The following is a 20,031-nucleotide window of genomic DNA, read 5'->3' on the forward strand; positions in this document are numbered from 1 at the left end:
TCCGGACCCGGCTAGTCCGGTGCGCACCCGCCTGCTGGTTGTGCTGGTGGCCTTCGCGCTGGCCGCCGTCACCGGTTTCGCGCTGCCGCTGCTCGGCAGCACCGCCGACCAGCGCACCCAGCAGCTGGTGATCGGCCGCAACGCGGACGTGGACCGGTTCGTAACGCTGGCCCAGCAGGCCGCCGACTCCGAGGACAGCGCGGCACTGGTCGCCGAAGCGCAGCGCTACGCCGAGGTCTACGGCGAAGGGGTCGTGGTGGTGGACGCGCACCGAGTGCCGCTGGTGCAGGCCGGTGGACTGTCCACAGCGGACTCCGAGGTGCGGGCGCTGATCGAGTCCACCATGCGGAATCAGCCGAACCCACCGCCGCCGACCGTGCGGCCTTGGTCGGCAGGGCCTGCCTGGTTCGCCAGGCCGGTCGGCACCGCCACCAGGGTGGGCGGGGTGGTGGTGCTGCGGGCCTCGGTGACGTCCGCGGCCGCGGACGTCACCCGCCGCTGGGCGGTGATCGGCGCCGGTGCCCTGCTCGCCGGCCTTGTCTTCGTGCTGCTCGCGGTACTGGTCTCCCGGTGGGTGCTGCGGCCGCTGCGCGAGCTGGAAGGCGGGGTGCTCGCGGTCGGCGCCGGCCGCCGGGCGCAGGTGCCGGCCAAGGCGGGCCCCAAGGAGCTGCGGGCGTTGGCGACCTCGGTCAACCAGATGTCCGAGGCGGTGCTGGAAGCCGCCGAGCAGCAGCGCCGGCTGATCGCCGACGCCTCGCACCAGCTGCGCAACCCGCTGGCCGCGCTGCGGCTGCGGGTGGACTCGCTCGCCACCAGGGTCGGCTCCGAGGGCAGGCGCACCTACGACGCCACCGTGGCCGAACTCGAACGACTCGAAGCGCTGCTGGACGGGCTGCTCGCCCTCGCCGTCGCGGACAGCACCGCGACCAGGCTGGTGGTGGACGGCCGGGGCGGCGAACCGAGTGACCCGGCCGCCGTGCTGGCCGAGCGGATCGACACCTGGCGGCCGGTCGCGGACCGGGCCGGAGTCCGGCTGGTGCCCACCGAACCGCACCGGGAGCAGGTGCTGGTCGGCTGCCCGGAGTCCGAACTGGCGCAGATGCTGGATGTGCTGCTGGACAACGCGGTCAACTACGCCGGCGCCGGGGCGACCATCCGCGCGCGGTGGTGGACCGAGCCCGAAGATGGCGTGGCCTGGCTGGAGGTCGAGGACGATGGCCCCGGGCTGACCGGGCAGGAGCTGACGATGGCCACCGAACGGTTCTGGCGCGCGCAGCGGGCGGGCGCACCGCGCGGCACCGGGCTCGGACTCGCCATCGTGCGACGGCAGGTCGAAGCCAGGGGCGGCAGCCTGCGGCTGAGCACAGCCGATCCGCACGGGCTGGTCGTCCGGATCGGCCTGCCACTGACCAGTGGACCGGAGGCACGATGAGCGACCATCGCGCAGCGGCTCATCGGGGCCGACCGGGTGCGGGTGCCCCGCAAAACACCGGAGGCACGATGAGTGTCACGCGGCGCGCTGTGCTGCTCGGCGGGCTCGCCGCGGCACTCGCCGGTTGCTCGCCCGCCGGCTACAGCGGCCCGGAACGCGAGCTAGTGATCGCCGGTGGCGAAACCGGCGGCTTCTACCTCGCCTTCGCCGAACTGCTGGCCAAGGAGCTGAACCTGGCCGAGCCGCGGCTGCGCTGCACCGCGGTACCGACCCAGGCCAGCGTGGCGAACGTGCAGCGGGTCCGCGACGGGACCGCGGATCTGGCGCTGGTGCTGGCCGACGCCGCGCAGGCCGCGGTCAACGCCGAACCGCCGTTCCCGGCGCCGGTCCAGCTGCGGGCACTGGGCCGGGTGTACGAGAACTACCTCCAGCTGGTGGTCCGCGCGGACAGCGGAATCCGCGCCTTGGCCGACCTCGCCGGGCGCCGGGTTTCACTCGGTGCGACCGGTTCGGGCGCCGCGCTTTCCGGGGAGCGGCTGGTCGCGAAGGCGGGTCTCGCGGTCGAGGTCGAGCATCTCCCGCTGGCCGCCGCGATCGCGGGCCTGCGCGAGCGCCGGGTCAGCGCGCTGCTGTGGTCCGGTGGCGTCCCGACTCCCGCGCTGGCCGAGCTGGACCGCGAGGTGCCCATCGCGCTGCTGCCGCTGGACGGTGTGCTGCCCGGACTGCGATCCGCCTACGGCCCGGTCTACGAGCTGGCCAGGGTGCCGGCCGGCGGCTACCGCATGGTCGGCGAGCTGCCCACGATCGGCGTGGCGAACCTGCTGGTCGGTTCGGCCGAGCTGGCCGAGGACGTGGCCGCCGCGGTGGTCCGGGTGCTGGTGAACAGGGCCGGCGACCTGGTGCCCGCGGAGGCCGTCGGCGCCCAGTTCCTGGACGTGCGGACGCTGATCGGCACCGGCACCGTGCCCCTGCACCCCGGAGCCGCGAGCACCTACCGGCGGCTGCACGGCTAACTTGGGATCATGACCGAGAACGCCGCTGTGCGGATGCCGCTGCGCGTCCGCTACCACGAGTGCGACGGACAGGGCATCGTGTTCAACGCCAACTATCTGGCGTACGTGGACATGGCCACCTTCGACCTCTCGAAGGAGCTGTTCGGCACGCACGCGAAACTGCTGGAGACCGGTTTCGACATGGTCGTGGCCGAGTCGAACGTGCGCTACCTGGCCGGCTGTCATTTCGACGACGAGCTCATGGTGAACGGCTACCTGACCCACCTCGGCCGCACGTCGATGATCTTCGACTTCGAGATCCGCCGCGGCGAGGAACTGGTCACCGAGGTCAAGAACCGCTACGTCTGGGTCCGCACCGACACCCTGCGCCCCGCCCCACCACCCGACCACGTCCGCGAAATCTTCGCCGCCCGCCTCACGAGGTCATGAGTGATGCCGCTCGCCGTATTCGGCGGTCCCGGCCTCGAGCGCCCGCAACGCGCGGACCAGCCGATCAGCCATGTCCGGACGCAGGCGGCGGCACGCGTCCGCCGTCGAGAAGAAGCCGAAGTCGGAAAGCTCGCCATCCGTCAGGCGTAACTCGGCCTTCGCGACGGCGGTGAGGGTTCCGGCATCGAACACGAACAGCACCTGGTCATCCCATGGGCCATGCGGGCCTTCCCAATCCACCACAAGCAGCCGCCCTGCCGTGATATCGAGACCGATTTCCTCGCGCAGCTCACGTTCGGCGGCGTGGCGAGGCGGCTCATTGGCCTCGGCCATACCGCCTGGCAGATCCCAATATTCCTTGTACGTGGGATTAACCAGCAGCACCTGGCCTGCCATATCTCGCAGCACCACATCAGCCGCGACACGTTTTCGCGCTTGTTTGGCGTTGCCCTCGGCAAGGTAGGCGTGCCGGATTGCTTCGCGATCAGTCATACCGGCCACTCCACCCCGGTCACGTCACGACCGAGGCACGCTGTCGGCAAGGCCAGCAGGAACTCGGCCACCTCCGGCAGGCACCGGTGCGGCGTCAGCACCGCACCAAGACCCTCCAGCCGAGTCAGCACCCGGCTGGAGGTCAGCGACGGCACCACTCGGCACACTTCCCGACCGATGGTGGCGGCCTCGTCGATACGCCCGGCATCCGCCAAGACATGCGCCAACGTCAACTGTCCGAATACGCGGGACCGCACCCGATCTCCGGCCCTGATCCGGACAACCTGCCGCGCCTGCCGCTCTGCCTCGATCAGATCGCCCAGCTCTCGCAGGCAAAGTGCCGCCTCGCTCGCGAACGACCCGGTATCGAACCCGGCCAGCCATTCGGCAGGCAAACCGGTCTGCCCGACATCCACCCGACGCTCGGCCTCGCCCAAGGCTGCACGACAGCCGCCCGCGTCCCCGCGCATTGCCAGCCCACGAGCACGCATCGCGTGTAGGCGAGCCACCAAATGCACCGATCCAGACGCCGTTCCGACACGCGACAGACCCACCTCGGCGATGCGCACGGCGTCGGCCGACTCGCCGAGCTGCCCGGCTAGATGCGACATCGATGCGCACACGTTGCCCACCATCGCCACGTTGCCAGCGGTCACCGCCAGCCGGTACGCCCGGTCGAAATGCCGCCGCGCGCGGTCATCCTGCCCGCAGAAAGCGCACTACCTGCCGGTACAACACACCGCCGCCCACCCGCCGGTCCGCCGTCTGGAAAGCACGGGCCATCGCACTGATGGAGTCGACCTCGACCGACCTGACGCTCACGCAGCCGCCATTCGGCACTGCGAGAACCGGTTCGCCAGCGGACCGGTCATCGAGCAATGGGCGACGATTGGCCGCGGACGGCCGGAATCCCAGTGCGCTCACCGGCCGCCTGAGCACAGCGGAGAACGCGGCCCGGTAGTCGGTGTTCGGCCACCGAATCTTGCCGCGCTCCAATCGCGCGACGTAGTGCTCGTCAAGCACGCCGTGCCGGTCGGTATGCGTCACCAGCCAGCCGTTCACCGCGTCCGCGAGCTCGGATCGGGACATGGCCGTACCAGGCACACGCGGGGACGGCGTGGCCTCTCGCGCCGCACGCAGGTGGTCGTTTCGCATCGCGGTCCTCCCTCGACAAGCACCCATTGTGCCCAGTCGGTCCGCTCTCCGTAACGACCCTGGAGGTCCGCCGTGTCGAATTCGGGGTCATCGACCGAGGCTGGCCGGATGAATGATTTCGATCCCCTCTGGCGCACCAGGCACCATCGTGAGCACTGACAATGCCTGGTACGTGGCCGACGTCGGCGATGGCGGCGCCCACTACGGACGGCAACGAAGCGACGGCGTAACCGCGGTGTGCGGTGAGCGGTTCGTCCCACACCGCAATCCCATGACCCACAGCGTGGTGGCACGCCGCGCTCCCGCAGACCCGGAACATGCCTGCCCCGAGTGCCTGCGACAACTTTCTGGACGTCCGTGAGGGACCCGGCCTCAGCCTTCCTGAACTCCCGGCTTGCGGTCCTCCACCACGTAGCTGGCGCGCGTGCTGATCGGCGCGCCGGGCGTGGTCACGTGCGACACCACCCGGAAGTCGCTGCGCCAGCGCCGCCGGTTCACGTTCACCCGGACATAACCCCGCTGCGCGTTGAAGAACTTCATGTGCGGGTTGGCGGCCAGGAACTTCCTGCCCTCGTCGGTCTGGTCGGCGCCGTTGCCGCCACTGCTGATCGAGGTGCCGACGAACTCGCTGCCCACCGTCGGCGAGCCGGCGTCTGCGTAGTCGCGCTTGAGGTCCCAGGCGTAGTTCTGGTGCCGGTCGCCGGTGATCACCACCAGGTTCCGCACCCCGCGGTCCTGCGCGGCAGCGAGCACCCGGTTGCGGTCGGCCACATAGCCGTCCCACGGATCCAGGAACACCTGGGTGACCTCGGGCGAGGCGTTCGCGTCGGTCTGCCCCATCGGGGCCTGGTTGCCGATCACCTGCCAGCGCGCCCTGGACCGGGAGAACCCGTCCACCAGCCAGTCCCGCTGCGCGGCGCCGAGCAGCGTGCGGTCCGGGTCCAGCCGGTCCGTGCAGGTGGCCGAGGCGCCGTCACCGCAGGCTTGGTCGTCGCGGTACTGCCGGGTGTCCAGCATGGTGAAATCCGCGAGGTCGCCGTAGGAGATCCGGCGGTGCAGGCGGGCGTCCGGGCCCGCCGGCAGCTGGGCGTGGCGGTACGGCAGGTTCTCGTACATCGCCTGGTACGCGGCCGCCCGGCGCTGCCGGAACACCACCGGGTCCTGGTCCGGTTCCTGGTCGGCCTGCGAAACGTCGCCGGCCCAGTTGTTCTCCACCTCGTGATCGTCGTTCACGTGGATCCAGGCGAAGTTGGCGTGCGCGGCCTGCAGCGGCTTCTCGGACTTGTAGAGCGAATACTGCAACCGGTAGCGGGCAAGGTCGAAGGTCTCGCCGCGGAACTGCTCCCCGACCGGGGTGCCGCGCTTCTGCCCGGTCACCCCGCTCTCGTAGAGGTAGTCGCCGAGGTGCACGACCAGGTCAAGGTCTTCGGCGGCCATATGGTCGTAGGCCGTGTACAGCCCGTCCTCCCAGGACTGGCAGGACGCGAACGCGAAGTTCAGCTCGCGCGGCGCCGCCCAGACCGACGGCGCCGTCCTGGTCCGGCCCACCGGTGACAGCTCGCCGGCCACCCGGAACCGGTAGAAGTACTCCCGGTCCGGCGACAGCCCGTGGATCTCGGGGTGCACCGAGTGCCCGAGCTCGGGCGTGGCCACCACGCTCCCCCGGCGCACCAGCAGCCGGAACCGCTCGTCCGCGGCCACCTCGTACTCCACCCGTACCGGCTGGGCCGGCATGCCGCCGGACCCGTCGGCAAGGAACGGCTCGGGTGCCAGCCTGGTCCACAGCACCACTCCGTCCGGCGCGGGATCACCGGACGCCACCCCCAGCGTGAACGGGTTTCCCGTCTTCACCGGCGCGGCGAGCGCACCCGACGCGTTCCACGCGCCGGTGCCAAGCAGCACCGCCGCCGCGCCGGCGCTGCCGAAGCCGAGGAACCGGCGGCGGGAGACTGCATGCGGGCGCGACGACATAGGGTCCTCCTGTGGTGGGACGGCAACGGACGAACTCTGGTCTGCCGAGATGACGTCTACACCGCGCCAAGATCAAGATCAAGTGAACGGCAAGGATCAGACGGTGTTCCGAATCCTCTTCTACCATCCGGAAATCCCGCCCAACACCGGGAACGCGATCCGGCTGGCCGCGAACACCGGCTGCGAGCTGCACCTGGTGGAACCGCTGGGCTTCTCGCTGGAGGCCAAGCACCTCCGCCGCGCCGGCCTGGACTACCACGACCTGGCGACCGTCCGCGTGCACCCCGATCTGGCGGCGGCCTGGCGCGAGCTGCTGCCGGCGAACGTCTACGCGTTCAGCACCGGCGGCACCACCACCTACACCGAGATCCGCTACCAACCGGGGGATGTGCTGTTCTTCGGCCCCGAATCGGTGGGGCTGCCCGACGCCGTGCAGCACGCGGCGGAGGTCACCGACCGCGTTCGGCTGCCGATGGTGCCCTCCTCCCGCTCCCTCAACCTGGCGAACACCACCTCAATCGCCGTTTACGAAGCCTGGCGCCAGCAAGGCTTTTCCATGCCGTGAATAGCTACGGCAAGATATCCGCCATTAATGACCGAAAAGCGATCGGTTGACACTCCTCGAGCGACGGCATTAGGTTGCCCTGGCGATAAATGACGGCCGTTTCGAGCACGGCAACCCCGATTTTCGCGAAGCAGGGTGCATCCGATGAGACCTGTGGAAACCTTGAGCGACCACCACTCGGCGACGCATTCACGGCGGCTGTGGGCGGCGATACCGCGGACACTGGGTCAGCACTTCCGACCGAGGGCGCGGGACATGGCCAAAGCAATCCTCACCGAAATCCAGCGGGTCGTCCCGGAGTACGCGGAACCGCTGAACGGCCCGATCGGCCGGACCGCGGCCGGCGGAATCGAAAAGGCGATCCTGTACTCCCTCGACCACGTCGGCGACCCCGGCCCGCCGCGAGGCGACTCGGCCGAACTGTTCCGGCACTTCGGCGAACTCGAATTCCGGCACGGCCGCGGTATCGACAGCCTGCAGTCCGCCTACCGGGTCGGCGGCCGGGTCGCCTGGCGCCACATCGCCGCCTGCGGCCAGTCGAGCCGAGTACCGGCGAACGTGCTGTGCCTGTGCGCCGAGGCCCTTTTCGCTTACGTAGACGAGATTTCCGCACTGTCCGTCGCCGGGTACACCGCCGCGCGGGCCGAAGCCGAGGACACCACGACCCGGCGCAGGCGGCGGCTGCTCCAACTGCTCCTCGCCGACCCGCCCACCGCCCGGCAGACAGTCGCCGAACTGGCCAGGGCGGCAGGCTGGCAGCTCCCGGAATGGGTCACGATGGTGGCGCTGGAGCCACGGGCGGAACGGCGCCGGCCACCCGTCCTGGACGGGCACGTGCTGGTGGACACCGAAGCCGCCGAACCCTGCCTGCTCATCGCCGGCAGCGCGCCCGATCCGGCCCGGCTGGAAACCGGGCTGACCTGCTGGCGGGCGGTGGTCGGCCCCCGGGTACCGCTGGCCGACGCCGGACGATCGCTGCGCTGCGCCCGCAGGTCGCTGGAACTGCTGCGGCGGGGCGTGCTGGCCGACTCGCCGGTCACCTTGGTCACCGACCACCTGGCCACGCTGTGCCTGCTCAACGACGAGTTCCTGATCGGCGAACTCCGCGCCCGCTGCCTCGCCCCGCTCGACGACCTGTCCGGGAAACAACGGGAACGGCTCAGCGACACGCTGCTGGTCTGGTTGCGGCTGCGGGGCAGCGCCCCCGAACTGGCCGCCGCCCTCGACGTGCACCCGCAGACCGTGCGCTACCGGATGCGCCGGCTCCAGCAGCTCTTCGGCGACCGGCTGAACGACCCGGACGAACGGCTGAACCTCGAAATCGCGCTGCGTGCCGAGCGGCTGCTACGAGCCGCGCGTTGAAGGCGCCGGCTAGGGCAGGCGCTGCCCGAGGAAGAGCGAACCCGCCGCCGCGACCATCAGCAGCAGGGTGCCCGCGATCAGCCAGGGCTTGCTGGCGTCCGCGTCCTTCAGCTCGTAGCCGATCTGCTCGCCGAGGTTGTCGTAGACGCGCTTGAGCTCGTCCGCGGTGGCCGCCTTGTAGAACTCCCCGCCGGAGAGCCGGGCGACCTCCTGCAGCGACTCGTCGTCGACCCGCACGTCGATCTCCCTGCCGTCGATGTCCACGACCCCGTGCGACGTGCCGAAAGAAATCGAGGACACCGGCACCTGCGCCTGCTTCGCCGCTTGCGACGCGGTGTACGCACCACGCGGCGCGTACAGGTCTTCCGGCACGGTCTGCTTGCCGTCGCTCATCAGCACGATCCGCGCCGGCGGCGGCCCTTCCGCGCCACCCACCACGGACGCGAAGCCCTCCAGCGACTGGAGAGCCGCGAAGATGCCTTCACCGGTGGCGGTGGACTGGGCCAGCTTCAGGTTGTCGATGTTCTTGATCACGCCCTGCCGCTGGGTGGTCGGCGCGACCTGCACGGCGGCCGTACCGGCGAAGGTGACCAGGCCAAGGTTCACCCCGGGAGTCAGCCCGGCCGCGAACGACCTCGCCGCGTCCTGGGCGGCCTTGATCCGGCTCGGCGCCACATCGGTCGCCTCCATGGACAGCGAAACGTCGATCACCAGCATCACCGTCGCGCGGTTGCGCGGCACCTTCTGCTCGGCGGTCGGCCCGGCCAGTGACACGGTCAGCAGCAGCAGCGACACCACGATCAACGCGGCCGGCACGTGCCGGACCCAGCCCTGTGCCTTCGGTGCCACCTTCTCCAGCAGCGCCAGGTTGGTGAACCGCATGGTGCGCCGGCGGCGGGCCCGCTGCACCAGCAGATACCCGACCACCACCGCCGCCACCCCGAGCAGCAGCAGGAACCACCACGGCGTCGTGAACCCCGTCAAGCTCATGCTGCACCCCCGGACCAACGACGCTTACGAGCCACCACGAAGCGCACCGTGTCCGCGATCCAGTCCGAATCGGTGCGCAGCACCAGATGCGCGGCACCGGCTTGCCGCAGCGCCCGCGCCACCTCACTGCGATGCGCCTGCGCCGCGGCGGCGAACTCCTTGCGCAACAAGGCGGACGCGTGCACCTCGCGCTGACGGCCGGTCTCCGGGTCGGCCAGCACCACGGTGCCGACATCCGGCAGGTCCACGTCTCGAGGGTCCACGATCTCCACTGCTATCAGGTCGTGCCGGGCGGACAGCGCGCGCAGCGGCCGCTGCCATTCGGTGTCACCGAGGAAGTCCGAAACGATCACGGCCAGCCCACGCCGTCGCGGCGGACGGCGGAGCTGTTCGATCGCGGCGGCCAGGTCGCCCCTGGTGCCTTCGGCGGCCCTCGGCGTGAGCGCCAGCTTGCGGACGAGCCCGCGCGCGTGCGCCAGCCCGCCGCGCGCCGGAATGCGATGCGTCTCGGCGCCGTTGGCGATCAGCGCGCCGATCCGGTTGCCGCCGCCTCCGGTGAGATGGGCGATCGCGGCGACCGCGCAGACCACCAGGTCGCGCTTCTCGCAGAGCGCGGTGCCGAAGTCCAGGCTGGCCGAGAGGTCCGCGGCCACCCAGGTCTCCAGCTCGCGGTCGGCGACCGTCTCGCGGATGTGCGGCTCGGTGGTGCGCGCGGTGACCGCCCAATCCATCCGGCGCACGTCGTCACCAGGCTGGTACGGCCTTGCTTCACCGGGCTCGGAGCCGGGCCCCGGCACCAGTCCGAGATGGTTGCCCTGCAGCAACCCGTCCAGCCGCCGTCGCACGTCCAGCTCGAGGGTGCGCAGACCGGCTTCGAGCCGTTCCCCGCGCAGTACCGGCGGCGCCCAGTCCGGACGGCCGCCCTTCGCGTCCCTCATCTTCTCCGCTCGTTACCTGGTCGGCGCGCCCGCCGCGACCGGCTGCCCCGGGCCGCCCTGCGGCCGGGCGGAAACCTGCGGCAGCGGCACGGTCTGCAGCACCCTGGTGATGATGTGGTCCAGCGGGACCCCGTCGGCCAGCGCGTCGTAGGACAGCACCAGCCGGTGCCGCAGCACGTCCGGCACCACGTCCACCACGTCCTGCGGCAGCACGTAGTCGCGGCCGCGGACCAGTGCCAGCGCACGGGCGGCGGCCACGATGCCGAGGCTCGCCCGCGGGGACGCGCCGTAGGAGACCCAGCCGGCCACGTCGGTGAGCCCGTGCTCGGCCGGTGTCCGGGTGGTCAGCACCAGCCGCACCACGTAGTCGACCAGCGCGTGGTGCACGAAGACCTGGGAGGCGACGCCCTGCAGCCGGACCAGCTCGGCCGGGCTGAGCACCTCGTGCGGCTCCGGCGGGGTGACCCCCATCCGGTAGACGATCTCCCGCTCCTCCTCGGCCGTCGGGTACTCGACGACGATCTTGAACAGGAACCTGTCCCGCTGCGCTTCCGGCAGCGGGTAGACGCCCTCGTTCTCGATCGGGTTCTGGGTGGCCAGCACCAGGAACGGGTCCGGCATCGGGAAGGTCTTGCCACCGAGGGACACGTGCCGCTCTGCCATCACCTCGAGCATCGCGGACTGCACCTTGGCCGGGGCCCGGTTGATCTCGTCGGCGAGCACGAAGTTCGCCACCACCGGGCCGAGCTCGACGTCGAAGGTCTCCGAGCCCTGCCGGTAGATCCGGGTGCCCAGGATGTCCGCCGGCACCAGGTCCGGGGTGAACTGCACGCGCGAGAACGAGCCGCCGACGACCCTGGCGAAGGTCTCCACCGCGAGCGTCTTCGCGACGCCGGGCACGCCTTCCAGCAGCAGGTGGCCCTTGGCCAGCAGGCCGACCAGCATCCGCTCGACCAGCCTGTCCTGCCCGACGATGATCCGCTTGACCTCGAACACGGTGCGCTCCAGCAGCTGGGCGTCCCGCGCTGGGGTTCCGGGTTGCTGGCCGGGCGCGCCCTCGGCGTAGCCGGGCTCGGTCACGGTTCCTCCTCGCTGATGATCGCGTGTCGCGTGCGACCGTAACAGCCAACCGAATCACCGGTATGACGGCTGTGAAGGAGTTATCGGAGCCTGTCCAGATCCTCCGGTGTGTCCACATCGGCGCTCTCCCCCGGCTCGGCGGGCACCTCCACGATCGACAGCCCCGCCAGCATCCGCCGAAGCGCCGCACCGGACGGCTCGGCCGGCAGCACCGCGCGCAGGCGCTCGGCCCGCCACGCGCCGATCAGCCACTGCCGCCTGCCCTGTTCGTCCACCAGCACCGCGCCGTCCGAACCGCCGACCGCGGCCAGCAGTTTGTCCACAGTGGATTCTTCCACCCCGGCGAGATCGCCGGCGAGCACCGCGACCAGTCCGCCGGGTCGCGACGGCAGCAGCGCGAGCCCGGCCGCGAGCGCGGACACCGGCCCACCGCCGGGTGGGTCCTCCCGGACCCAGCGCACCCCGGGAAAACCGGCCCGCGCCGGGCCGACCACGATCACCGGATCCGCCGCGCCCAGCGCGGACACCGCCCGCTGGAGCAGCGACCTGCCCCCGACGTCGAGCATCGGCTTGTCCACTCCGGACAGCCGTGCCGCCGCACCGCCGGCGAGCACGATCCCGCAGAACATCAACCGATCAGGCGAGTCGCGTACGGCATGATCCCGCCGTACCGCACCGAGGAAACCTTCACCACCGAACCGGACTGCGGCGCCTCGACCATCTGCCCGTTGCCGAGGTAGAGCGCCACGTGGTGGATCCCGCCGCGGCCGCCCCAGAACAGCATGTCCCCGCGCCGCATCTGGGACAGCGGCACCTTGCGCCCGGCGTTGTACTGGTAACCGCTGTAGTGCGGCAGTCCCTTCACTCCGGCGAAGGCGTAGATCATCAGGCCGGAGCAGTCGAAGCCGATCTTGCGGTAGTCGCCGAACCGGTCGGCCACCCCGCCGTCGCGGATGCCGCGGGTCGGGCCGCTGGCGTTGCCGCCGCCCCAGGCGTAGGGCAGCCCGCGCTGGGCCATCGCCCTGGCGATCACCGCTTCCAGGCTCGCGCCAGCCGGGCCGGACGAAGGCTTCGAGCGACTCGGCGCTCCCCCGTTCGACCCGCTGGAAGGCCGGTCGTTTCCGCCGCCGGAATCGGACGCCGACGCCGCCTCGGCCGCGCGACGGGCCGCTTCTTCCTCTTCGCGCTGCTTCTGCGCCTGCCAGTCCTGGTAGCGCTGCCGCTGCCCCTGCAGCCCGCTGACCGCGGACTGCGCTTCGTAGAGCCGCTGCTCGACCTTGGACTTGTCCGCTTCGAGCTGCGTGTTCCGCACGGCCTGGCTGTCCTGCGCCTGCATCGCGGCGGTCTGCGCGGAGTCCGCGTTGCCCTTCGCCTGCTCGGCTTCGGCCTGCTTCTCCTGCGCGATCTCCAGCTTCTTGCGGGCGATCGAGTCCTTGTTCGCCTTCTCGGTCTGCGCCCGCTCCATGCCCTTGAGCGCGTCGAACCGGCTGCCGCCGACCGCGGCCAGCAGCTGCGCGCGGGCCAGCAGGTTCTTCGGGCTGTCCGAGTCGAGATAGGCCGAGATCGAGCCGATCGTGCTGCCCTGCTGGTAGCTGCCGGCGACGAACCGGTCCAGGTCGGCGCGGGCGCTTTCGATGGCCGCCGCGGCCGCGTCGGATTCCGTGCGCGCGTTGTCCGCGTCCTGTTTGGCCTGACCGGCGGCGTCCTCCGCGGCCTGCAGGTCGACCATGGCCTTGTTGGCCTCTTCGAGCTTCAGCTCGACATCGGCCTGCAGATCGGAAAGCCGGGCCTCGGCCTCGGCGAGCTGGTTGGTCAGCTGGCCGACCTCACCGGCCCGCGCGTTCGCCTCGGCGCGGCCCGAATCGATCTCCGAGTCGCTCGGGTTGGGTGGCGGCGGTGGCACCGCCAGCGCGGTGCCCGCGGTACCGAGCAACGCCGCGAGCCCGAAGGCCGCGGCCACCAACCATCGCGCGCCGGCCGGCGCCGGTTCACCTCGCCTGTTCGGCACGGTCTCCACCTCTCGCTCCGGGTGAGCCCTCGTCCACCCGGCTCCCCGTCCGGCCATGGCCGCTGTCGCGGCCTCAGCACCTCAAGCTTTCCTTGAGACTTTCGGAGCAAACTGTGCCACTGATGCCACAGATTTACCAGATTTAACAGCAGACACTTACGCACCGTGCGCATCATTCGCCCATGCGGGTTACCCCTGCTCCCAGCCCCTTCCCGCATGCTTGCCAGCCCAATTCCGGCCCACCCGTGTGCCGCACCACACGCCCGCCTCCTCGCGTGTCCCCCTTGAAGTGAAAAAAGGACAAGCGTACTGTTTGAGTCAGCAGGGAGCCGGCGCCGTCCCCGCGTCTGCGGACACGGTGGGGGTGCGCGAGACTCGCTCCTGAGCAACACGACAGGCCCCGAACAACGCACTGCCAACCACCCGAACGGACCGGGTACGGCTGCTCGTCAACCGGACACGAGAAGCCCACGAGAGCCGGCCCACGCCCCTGGAGTTAGACGTGACTGCACCTGCCAGCAAGGACAGCTTCGGCGCTCGAGACACGCTGAAAGTCGGTGACGCCTCCTACGAGGTGTTCCGGCTGAACAAGGTCGAGGGCGCGCAGCGCCTTCCCTACAGCCTCAAGATCCTGCTCGAGAACCTGCTGCGGACCGAGGACGGCGCGAACATCACCGCCGAGCACATCCGCGCACTCGGTGGCTGGGACCCCAGCGCCGACCCGTCGATCGAGATCCAGTTCACCCCGGCCAGGGTGATCATGCAGGACTTCACCGGCGTGCCCTGCGTGGTCGACCTGGCCACCATGCGCGAGGCCGTGACCGACCTCGGCGGCAACCCCGACAAGGTCAACCCGCTCGCCCCCGCCGAGCTGGTCATCGACCACTCCGTGATCATCGACGTGTTCGGCCGCGCGGACGCCTTCGAGCGCAACGTGGAGATCGAGTACGAGCGCAACCGCGAGCGCTACCAGTTCCTGCGCTGGGGCCAGGGCGCCTTCGACGAGTTCAAGGTGGTCCCGCCGGGCACCGGCATCGTGCACCAGGTCAACATCGAGCACCTGGCCCGCACCGTGATGTCCCGCAACGGCCAGGCCTACCCCGACTCCTGCGTCGGCACCGACTCGCACACCACCATGGTCAACGGCCTCGGCGTGCTCGGCTGGGGCGTCGGCGGCATCGAGGCCGAGGCCGCCATGCTCGGCCAGCCGGTCTCCATGCTCATCCCGCGCGTGGTCGGCTTCAAGCTCTCCGGCGAGATCCCCACCGGCGTCACCGCCACCGACGTGGTGCTCACCATCACCGAGATGCTGCGCAAGCACGGTGTGGTCGGCAAGTTCGTCGAGTTCTACGGCGACGGCGTCGGCGCGGTGCCGCTGGCCAACCGCGCCACCATCGGCAACATGAGCCCGGAGTTCGGTTCCACCGCGGCGATCTTCCCGATCGACGACGAGACCATCCGCTACCTCAAGCTGACCGGCCGCTCCCCCGAGCAGGTCGCACTGGTCGAGACCTACGCGAAAGAGCAAGGGCTCTGGCATGACGCTTCGCACGAGCCGACCTACTCCGAGTACCTCGAGCTGGATCTGTCCACTGTGGTCCCCTCGATCGCCGGCCCGAAGCGGCCGCAGGACCGGATCGAGCTGACCGACGCCAAGTCCTCGTTCCGCAAGTCGGTGCACGACTACGTGGAGGAGCAGTACCCCACCCCGCACACCAAGGTGGACGAGAAGGTCGAGGAGAGCTTCCCGGCCAGCGACCCCGCGGCGCTCTCCTTCGCCGACGAAGACGCGGTACCCGTGCAGTCCGCGGCCAACGGCTCGTCCGGCAGGCCGACCAAGCCGGTCACCGTGCAGTCCGCGGACCGTGGCGAGTTCGTGCTGGATCACGGCGCCGTGGTGATCGCGTCGATCACCTCGTGCACCAACACCTCCAACCCGTCGGTGATGCTGGGCGCGGCGCTGCTCGCGCGCAACGCGGTGGACAGGGGACTCTCGGTCAAGCCGTGGGTGAAGACCTCGATGGCCCCCGGCTCCCAGGTCGTCACCGACTACTACAACAAGGCCGGGCTCTGGCCGTACCTGGAGAAGCTGGGCTACCACCTGGTCGGCTACGGCTGCACCACCTGCATCGGCAACTCCGGCCCGCTCTCCGACGAGATCTCCGCCGCGGTGCAGGAAAACGACCTGACCGTGGTCTCGGTGCTCTCCGGTAACCGGAACTTCGAGGGCCGGATCAACCCGGACGTGAAGATGAACTACCTCGCGTCGCCGCCGCTGGTGATCGCCTACGCGCTGGCCGGCACGATGGACTTCGACTTCGACGAGCAGCCGCTCGGACAGGACACCGAGGGCAACGACGTGTTCCTGAAGGACATCTGGCCGACCCCGCAGGAGATCCAGGAGACCATCGACTCCTCGATCACCCAGGAGATGTTCACCAAGGACTACGCGGACGTGTTCGACGGTGGCGAGCGCTGGAAGTCGCTGCCCACCCCGGAGGGCAAGACCTTCGACTGGGACGCGCAGTCCACCTACGTGCGCAAGCCACCGTACTTCGACGGCATGCAGGCCGAGCCCGCTCCGGTGCGGGACATCAGCGGCGCCCGCGTGCTGGCCAAGCTGGGCGACTCGGTCACCACCGACCACATCTCCCCGGCCGGTGCGATCAAGGCCGACTCCCCGGCCGGCAAGTACCTGCAGGAGCACGGCATCGAGCGCAAGGACTTCAACTCCTACGGCTCGCGGCGCGGCAACCACGAGGTGATGATCCGCGGCACCTTCGCCAACATCCGGCTGCGCAACCAGTTGCTGGACGACGTGCAGGGCGGCTACACCCGCGACTTCACCCAGGAAGGCGCTCCGCAGGCGTTCATCTACGACGCCGCGCAGAACTACGCCGCCAACGACATCCCGCTGGTCGTGCTCGGCGGCAAGGAGTACGGCTCCGGCTCGTCGCGCGACTGGGCGGCCAAAGGCACCTCGCTGCTGGGTGTGCGCGCGGTGATCACCGAGTCCTTCGAGCGGATCCACCGGTCGAACCTGATCGGCATGGGCGTCATCCCGCTGCAGTTCCCGGAGGGCGAGTCGATCAAGTCTCTCGGCCTGGACGGCACGGAGACCTTCGACATCGCCGGTATCACCAAGCTCAACGACGGTGAGACCCCGCGGACGGTCAAGGTGACCGCCACCAAGCAGGACGGCACCGTGGTCGAGTTCGACGCCGTGGTGCGCATCGACACCCCGGGCGAGGCGGACTACTACCGCAACGGTGGCATCCTGCAGTACGTCCTGCGCAAGATGACCGCCTAACCGACCCGTTTCGTCCGTGAAGGGCCCCTTACCTACTTTGAAGGTAGGCAAGGGGCCCTTCACGGCTTATTCGGGAGTGCCGAGTTCCAGCGGTTCGCGGACCTGCCAGCGGACGCTGGTCACCGACGGCTCCAGGCTCAGCCTGCTCACCGCCGACTCCATCTGCGCGTCGTCGCGCTGGTCGCCGACCAGCTCGGCCCGTACCTCCACCGAACCGGCGGCCGGCAGGTCCGTGCTCTGCACCGACAGCAGCCGGAAGTCGGTGCGAGTCAGCGACTGCACCAGCAGCGCCCGCACGTGCGCCTCGGTGTCGTCCTTGGTCACCGCGTGGAAGTTGTAGTGCGTCGGGGTTTCGTCGCCGGTGTCCGGGCGGCGGTCCACCGCGCGGCCGAGCGCCCGCAGCGCGACGTTCACCCCGACGACGACCACCGTGCCGGCACCGGCGACCTGGTACAGCCCGGCGCCGGACAGCGCGCCGACGGCGGCCGAGCACCACAGCGTGGCCGCCGTGTTCAGGCCGCGCACGCTCAGCCCGTCCCGCAGGATCACCCCGGCGCCGAGGAAACCGATCCCGGAAACGATCTGCGCGGCGACCCTGGTCGGGTCCGCGTCCCCGCTGCCGGACAGCCCGCCGAACCCGTGCGCGGAAAGCAGCACGAACAGGGTGGAACCGATCGCGACCAGCGCGTTGGTCCGCAGACCCGCCATCCTGGCCCGGTACTGGCGTTCGAAACCGATCACCGCACCGAGGCCGACTCCGCTGCCGATCCTGAGCAGCATCTCCAAAGTGGTCATGATCTGGCCTTTCCGGCTTGCGCACACAGTGCTTCGGCCAGACAGGTCGAATCGACCGGGAAAAACCGTCCGCGACCGGGCGCGGCGGTTCAGGCGAGTGCTATCGCGAGCGGAACCCTGCGCGGGCGGCGGTGAGACGGCTTCTTCCGGTCGTCTCGGGACTGTCCTCCGGCATGTGCCGCTCACCTCCTCTTGGTAATGGCGATTCCCGCGACATGCTACCCGTCACGAGCGTCGTGAGTGGAAAGTGTTGCCAGGGCAACACTTTCCACTCACGACAGTTGACCTGGGGTTATGTGCCAGAAGGTGCGGTGAACGGCTGCACGTCCGGCTGGAACACCTGCCCCGGCGCAGGCACCTTGAGGTCGATCAGGTAGTCGGCGGTGGCCTTGTCCACCCCGGCGGAGTCACCGAGGATGCAGTGGCCGAAGGCGTCCACCGACAGCAGCCGGGAATAGCCGAGCTGGTCGGCCATCCGCTTGGAGAACTCGTACTGGGTGGCCGGGTCGTAGAAGTTGCCCACCACCAGCACCGGGTTCTCGGTGGACCGGTTCCACGGGCCGCGGTAGGCGTCCGCGTCCTTGACCGGCCACACCGGACACCCGGCCGGGTCCGAGAACGCCTGGCTACGACCGAAGGTGGGCGACTCCTTCTCCCAGGCCGCCGCGACCGACGGCACCTGCTCCTGGTCGTCGCCGAACTTCTTGTCCGAGCAGTTCACCCCGAGATAGGAGTCGTCCGAGTTGTACGGACTGTCCGGCAGCGAGTCGAACTTGGTGCCACGGACCGCTTTCGTCAGCGTCGGCAGGTCTTCGGCGGTGAACCGCTGCACCTGCCCGTCCGGCGGGTTCAGCACGTCGTAGAGCGACTGCAGATCCTTGGCCAGTGAGATGAACGCCGCCGGTGAGTACAGCGCGCCGCCCACCGCACCGACGAACCTGCTCAGGTCGATCTCGGTGCCGTCCGGCAGGGTGACCGGCTTTTCGCGCAGCGCGGTGCGCAGTTCGTCGAACTTCTCGCGCGGCTGCCCCGGGCTGAACGCGCAGCGCTCGGCCACCTCCTTGCACTTGGCCAGGAAACCGTCCAGTGCGACCTCGAAACCGCGGGCGCGCTCCCGGTCGTACTGCAGGCCGTCACTGGTCCGCAGCGCCGGGTCCACATTGCCGTCGATCACCAGCGCCCTGGAGTTCTTCGGGAACATGTTCGCGTAGGTGGATCCGATCAGCGTGCCGTAGGAGAAGCCGACGAAGTTCAGCTTCTGGTCACCGACCGCCGCGCGCAGCACGTCGAGATCCCGCACCACGTCCTTTGTGGACATGTGGTGCAGCAGCGCGCCCCCGTTGCGCTCGCAGAACTGGCCGTAGTCGCGATAGGACGCCAGCGTGCCGGAGATCTCCTGCCTGGTGACCGGCACGCCGACCTGGGCGCCGAACACGTCGTTCGCGTCCTCCGCGGTGGTGAAGCAGCGCAGGGGGTTGCTCGTGCCGACCCCTCGCGGGTCGAAGCCGATCAGGTCGAACCGGTCCATTACCTCGGGGTTGAAGAAGGACGCGGCGGAGACCGGCATGGTCATTCCCGGCCCGCCGGGCCCGCCGGGGTTCAGGAACAGCGACCCGACCTTCTGGTCCGGTTTGGTCGCCGCCCGCCGGAGCAGACCAAGGTCGATGGTGCCGAGCGTCGCGTCGTCGTGGTCGATCGGCACCCGGTAGGTGGCGCAGCTGAACGAGCCCGTCTGGTCCGGCGGCACGGTGCCTTCCGCGCACGGCCCCCATTCGACCGGCGGTGTCGCGCCGACCTGTGCCGCCTGCGGGCCGTCGGCCTGCGCGACCTGTTCGGCCTGCGCGGCGACCGGCAGCCCGAGCAACGCGGTCCCTGCCACGAGCACCCCCACCAGTGCCCTCGTGCGCACCGGCCTTCGTGTGGACTTCGACACGAACTCTCCCTCCCTAGCCGCCGCCTGCGGAGATCGCAGGGCGGAGTGGTCACGTCGAAGATGGCACAGCGTGGTGATCGGCGTCACCGTCCGAACGGCTGGTCCAAACCTCCGGGGGATTTTTCACGAGACAGGATGAAGATCGGCAGCTCTCGTCCTGCGGCATCCCGCTCCATCGCGTATCCCGGCCAGAACTCGAGCAGCCGGCGCCACAGCTCGTCGTACTCCGGCCCCTTGACCTCCCTGGCTCGCACCGCGATCTGCTTGCCGCGCAGCGCAATACTCGCTTCCGGATGCGCGCGCAAGTTGAAAGTCCACGCCGGATGGCTGGACTTCCCCCAGTTGGAGCCGGTCAGCACGTACTGGTCGCCGTACGGGTAGTAGAGCAGGTTGTTGCTCCTCGGCAGCCCGCTCCGCCGGCCGGTACTGGTCAGCCGCAGCGACGGCAGACCGGCGATCGCGACCAGGCTCAGCCGGCCGCTGGACGCGCGGTGCAGCCGCTGGTCCGCCCAGACGATGCCGGCCGCCAGTTTCATCAGCCATGGGCGGGTGCCGAGG

Annotated in this window: 18 protein-coding genes; 6 read left to right on the forward strand and 12 right to left on the reverse strand. The window is 69.9% G+C overall.

What is annotated here, in order from left to right; all coding sequences use genetic code 11:
- Positions 1–19: 19 nt before the first annotated feature.
- The 3 genes from AMYNI_RS0139035 (at position 20) to AMYNI_RS0139045 (ending at position 2,874) form a co-directional block, all read left to right on the forward strand.
- Positions 20–1,432 carry a sensor histidine kinase gene (locus tag AMYNI_RS0139035; protein ID WP_020673567.1) on the forward strand — a complete coding sequence of 471 codons (1,413 nt, stop codon included), beginning with the start codon at positions 20–22 and terminating at the stop codon, positions 1,430–1,432.
- Positions 1,433–1,500: 68 nt separating this feature from the next.
- Positions 1,501–2,445 (forward strand): TAXI family TRAP transporter solute-binding subunit, encoded by a 945-nt coding sequence (locus tag AMYNI_RS0139040; RefSeq protein WP_026361481.1) that lies wholly within the window; start codon positions 1,501–1,503, stop codon positions 2,443–2,445.
- Positions 2,446–2,454: 9 nt separating this feature from the next.
- Positions 2,455–2,874 carry an acyl-CoA thioesterase gene (locus tag AMYNI_RS0139045; RefSeq protein ID WP_020673569.1) on the forward strand — a complete coding sequence of 140 codons (420 nt, stop codon included), beginning with the start codon at positions 2,455–2,457 and terminating at the stop codon, positions 2,872–2,874.
- Here AMYNI_RS0139045 and AMYNI_RS46485 read toward each other — a convergent pair.
- The 4 genes from AMYNI_RS46485 to AMYNI_RS0139065 form a co-directional block, all read right to left on the reverse strand.
- Positions 2,869–3,366, reverse strand: a complete 498-nt coding sequence (locus AMYNI_RS46485; RefSeq protein ID WP_040406240.1) for an NUDIX domain-containing protein — start codon at positions 3,364–3,366, stop codon at positions 2,869–2,871. The two genes, AMYNI_RS0139045 and AMYNI_RS46485, sit on opposite strands and share 6 nt — an antisense overlap.
- Entirely contained in the window at positions 3,363–4,022 is a 660-nt protein-coding gene (locus AMYNI_RS0139055; protein ID WP_157357668.1) for an NsdA family TPR-like regulatory protein, read from the reverse strand. The genes AMYNI_RS46485 and AMYNI_RS0139055 overlap by 4 nt, the downstream gene beginning before the upstream one ends.
- Before the next feature lie 40 nt (positions 4,023–4,062).
- Complete coding sequence (locus AMYNI_RS0139060) at positions 4,063–4,521, reverse strand: hypothetical protein (RefSeq protein WP_157357670.1); 459 nt, start codon at positions 4,519–4,521, stop codon at positions 4,063–4,065.
- 372 nt (positions 4,522–4,893) lie between these two features.
- Positions 4,894–6,492, reverse strand: coding sequence for an alkaline phosphatase D family protein (locus AMYNI_RS0139065; protein ID WP_020673573.1), 1,599 nt, complete (start codon positions 6,490–6,492; stop codon positions 4,894–4,896).
- Between the two features lie 103 nt (positions 6,493–6,595).
- On the opposite strand from AMYNI_RS0139065, the gene AMYNI_RS0139070 reads away from it, so the two are divergent.
- Positions 6,596–7,057 carry a tRNA (cytidine(34)-2'-O)-methyltransferase gene (locus tag AMYNI_RS0139070; RefSeq protein ID WP_026361483.1) on the forward strand — a complete coding sequence of 154 codons (462 nt, stop codon included), beginning with the start codon at positions 6,596–6,598 and terminating at the stop codon, positions 7,055–7,057.
- Between the two features lie 144 nt (positions 7,058–7,201).
- Positions 7,202–8,419 carry a PucR family transcriptional regulator gene (locus AMYNI_RS0139075; protein ID WP_051116410.1) on the forward strand — a complete coding sequence of 406 codons (1,218 nt, stop codon included), beginning with the start codon at positions 7,202–7,204 and terminating at the stop codon, positions 8,417–8,419.
- Positions 8,420–8,428: 9 nt separating this feature from the next.
- Here the strand turns inward: AMYNI_RS0139075 and AMYNI_RS0139080 are convergent, their stop codons facing one another.
- The 5 genes from AMYNI_RS0139080 to AMYNI_RS0139100 form a co-directional block, all read right to left on the reverse strand.
- Positions 8,429–9,409, reverse strand: a complete 981-nt coding sequence (locus AMYNI_RS0139080) for a VWA domain-containing protein (protein ID WP_020673576.1) — start codon at positions 9,407–9,409, stop codon at positions 8,429–8,431.
- Entirely contained in the window at positions 9,406–10,347 is a 942-nt protein-coding gene (locus AMYNI_RS0139085) for a DUF58 domain-containing protein (RefSeq protein ID WP_020673577.1), read from the reverse strand. The genes AMYNI_RS0139080 and AMYNI_RS0139085 overlap by 4 nt, the downstream gene beginning before the upstream one ends.
- Positions 10,348–10,359: 12 nt before the next feature.
- On the reverse strand, positions 10,360–11,427 hold the full coding sequence (locus tag AMYNI_RS0139090; RefSeq protein WP_020673578.1) for an AAA family ATPase: 1,068 nt from the start codon (positions 11,425–11,427) through the stop codon (positions 10,360–10,362).
- An 80-nt stretch (positions 11,428–11,507) separates the two neighbouring features.
- Entirely contained in the window at positions 11,508–12,056 is a 549-nt protein-coding gene (gene mobA, locus AMYNI_RS0139095; protein ID WP_020673579.1) for a molybdenum cofactor guanylyltransferase, read from the reverse strand.
- On the reverse strand, positions 12,056–13,444 hold the full coding sequence (locus AMYNI_RS0139100; RefSeq protein ID WP_020673580.1) for an NlpC/P60 family protein: 1,389 nt from the start codon (positions 13,442–13,444) through the stop codon (positions 12,056–12,058). Before AMYNI_RS0139100 ends, mobA begins: the two co-directional genes overlap by 1 nt.
- 493 nt (positions 13,445–13,937) lie before the next feature.
- Here AMYNI_RS0139100 and AMYNI_RS0139105 point away from each other — a divergent pair, with 493 nt between their 5' ends.
- Positions 13,938–16,745 carry an aconitate hydratase gene (locus tag AMYNI_RS0139105; RefSeq protein WP_020673581.1) on the forward strand — a complete coding sequence of 936 codons (2,808 nt, stop codon included), beginning with the start codon at positions 13,938–13,940 and terminating at the stop codon, positions 16,743–16,745.
- A gap of 66 nt (positions 16,746–16,811) precedes the next feature.
- Here the strand turns inward: AMYNI_RS0139105 and AMYNI_RS0139110 are convergent, their stop codons facing one another.
- The 3 genes from AMYNI_RS0139110 to AMYNI_RS0139120 form a co-directional block, all read right to left on the reverse strand.
- A complete protein-coding gene (locus AMYNI_RS0139110; protein ID WP_020673582.1) occupies positions 16,812–17,540 on the reverse strand; it encodes an MgtC/SapB family protein in 729 nt (242 codons plus the stop codon).
- Positions 17,541–17,832: 292 nt separating this feature from the next.
- Positions 17,833–19,449: an alpha/beta hydrolase gene (locus AMYNI_RS0139115; protein ID WP_026361487.1), complete on the reverse strand. Its 1,617-nt coding sequence runs from the start codon at positions 19,447–19,449 to the stop codon at positions 17,833–17,835.
- A gap of 107 nt (positions 19,450–19,556) precedes the next feature.
- On the reverse strand, positions 19,557–20,009 hold the full coding sequence (locus AMYNI_RS0139120) for a nitroreductase family deazaflavin-dependent oxidoreductase (RefSeq protein ID WP_020673584.1): 453 nt from the start codon (positions 20,007–20,009) through the stop codon (positions 19,557–19,559).
- Positions 20,010–20,031 lie beyond the last annotated feature (22 nt).

This window comes from Amycolatopsis nigrescens CSC17Ta-90, from assembly GCF_000384315.1.
Lineage (GTDB): Bacteria > Actinomycetota > Actinomycetes > Mycobacteriales > Pseudonocardiaceae > Amycolatopsis > Amycolatopsis nigrescens.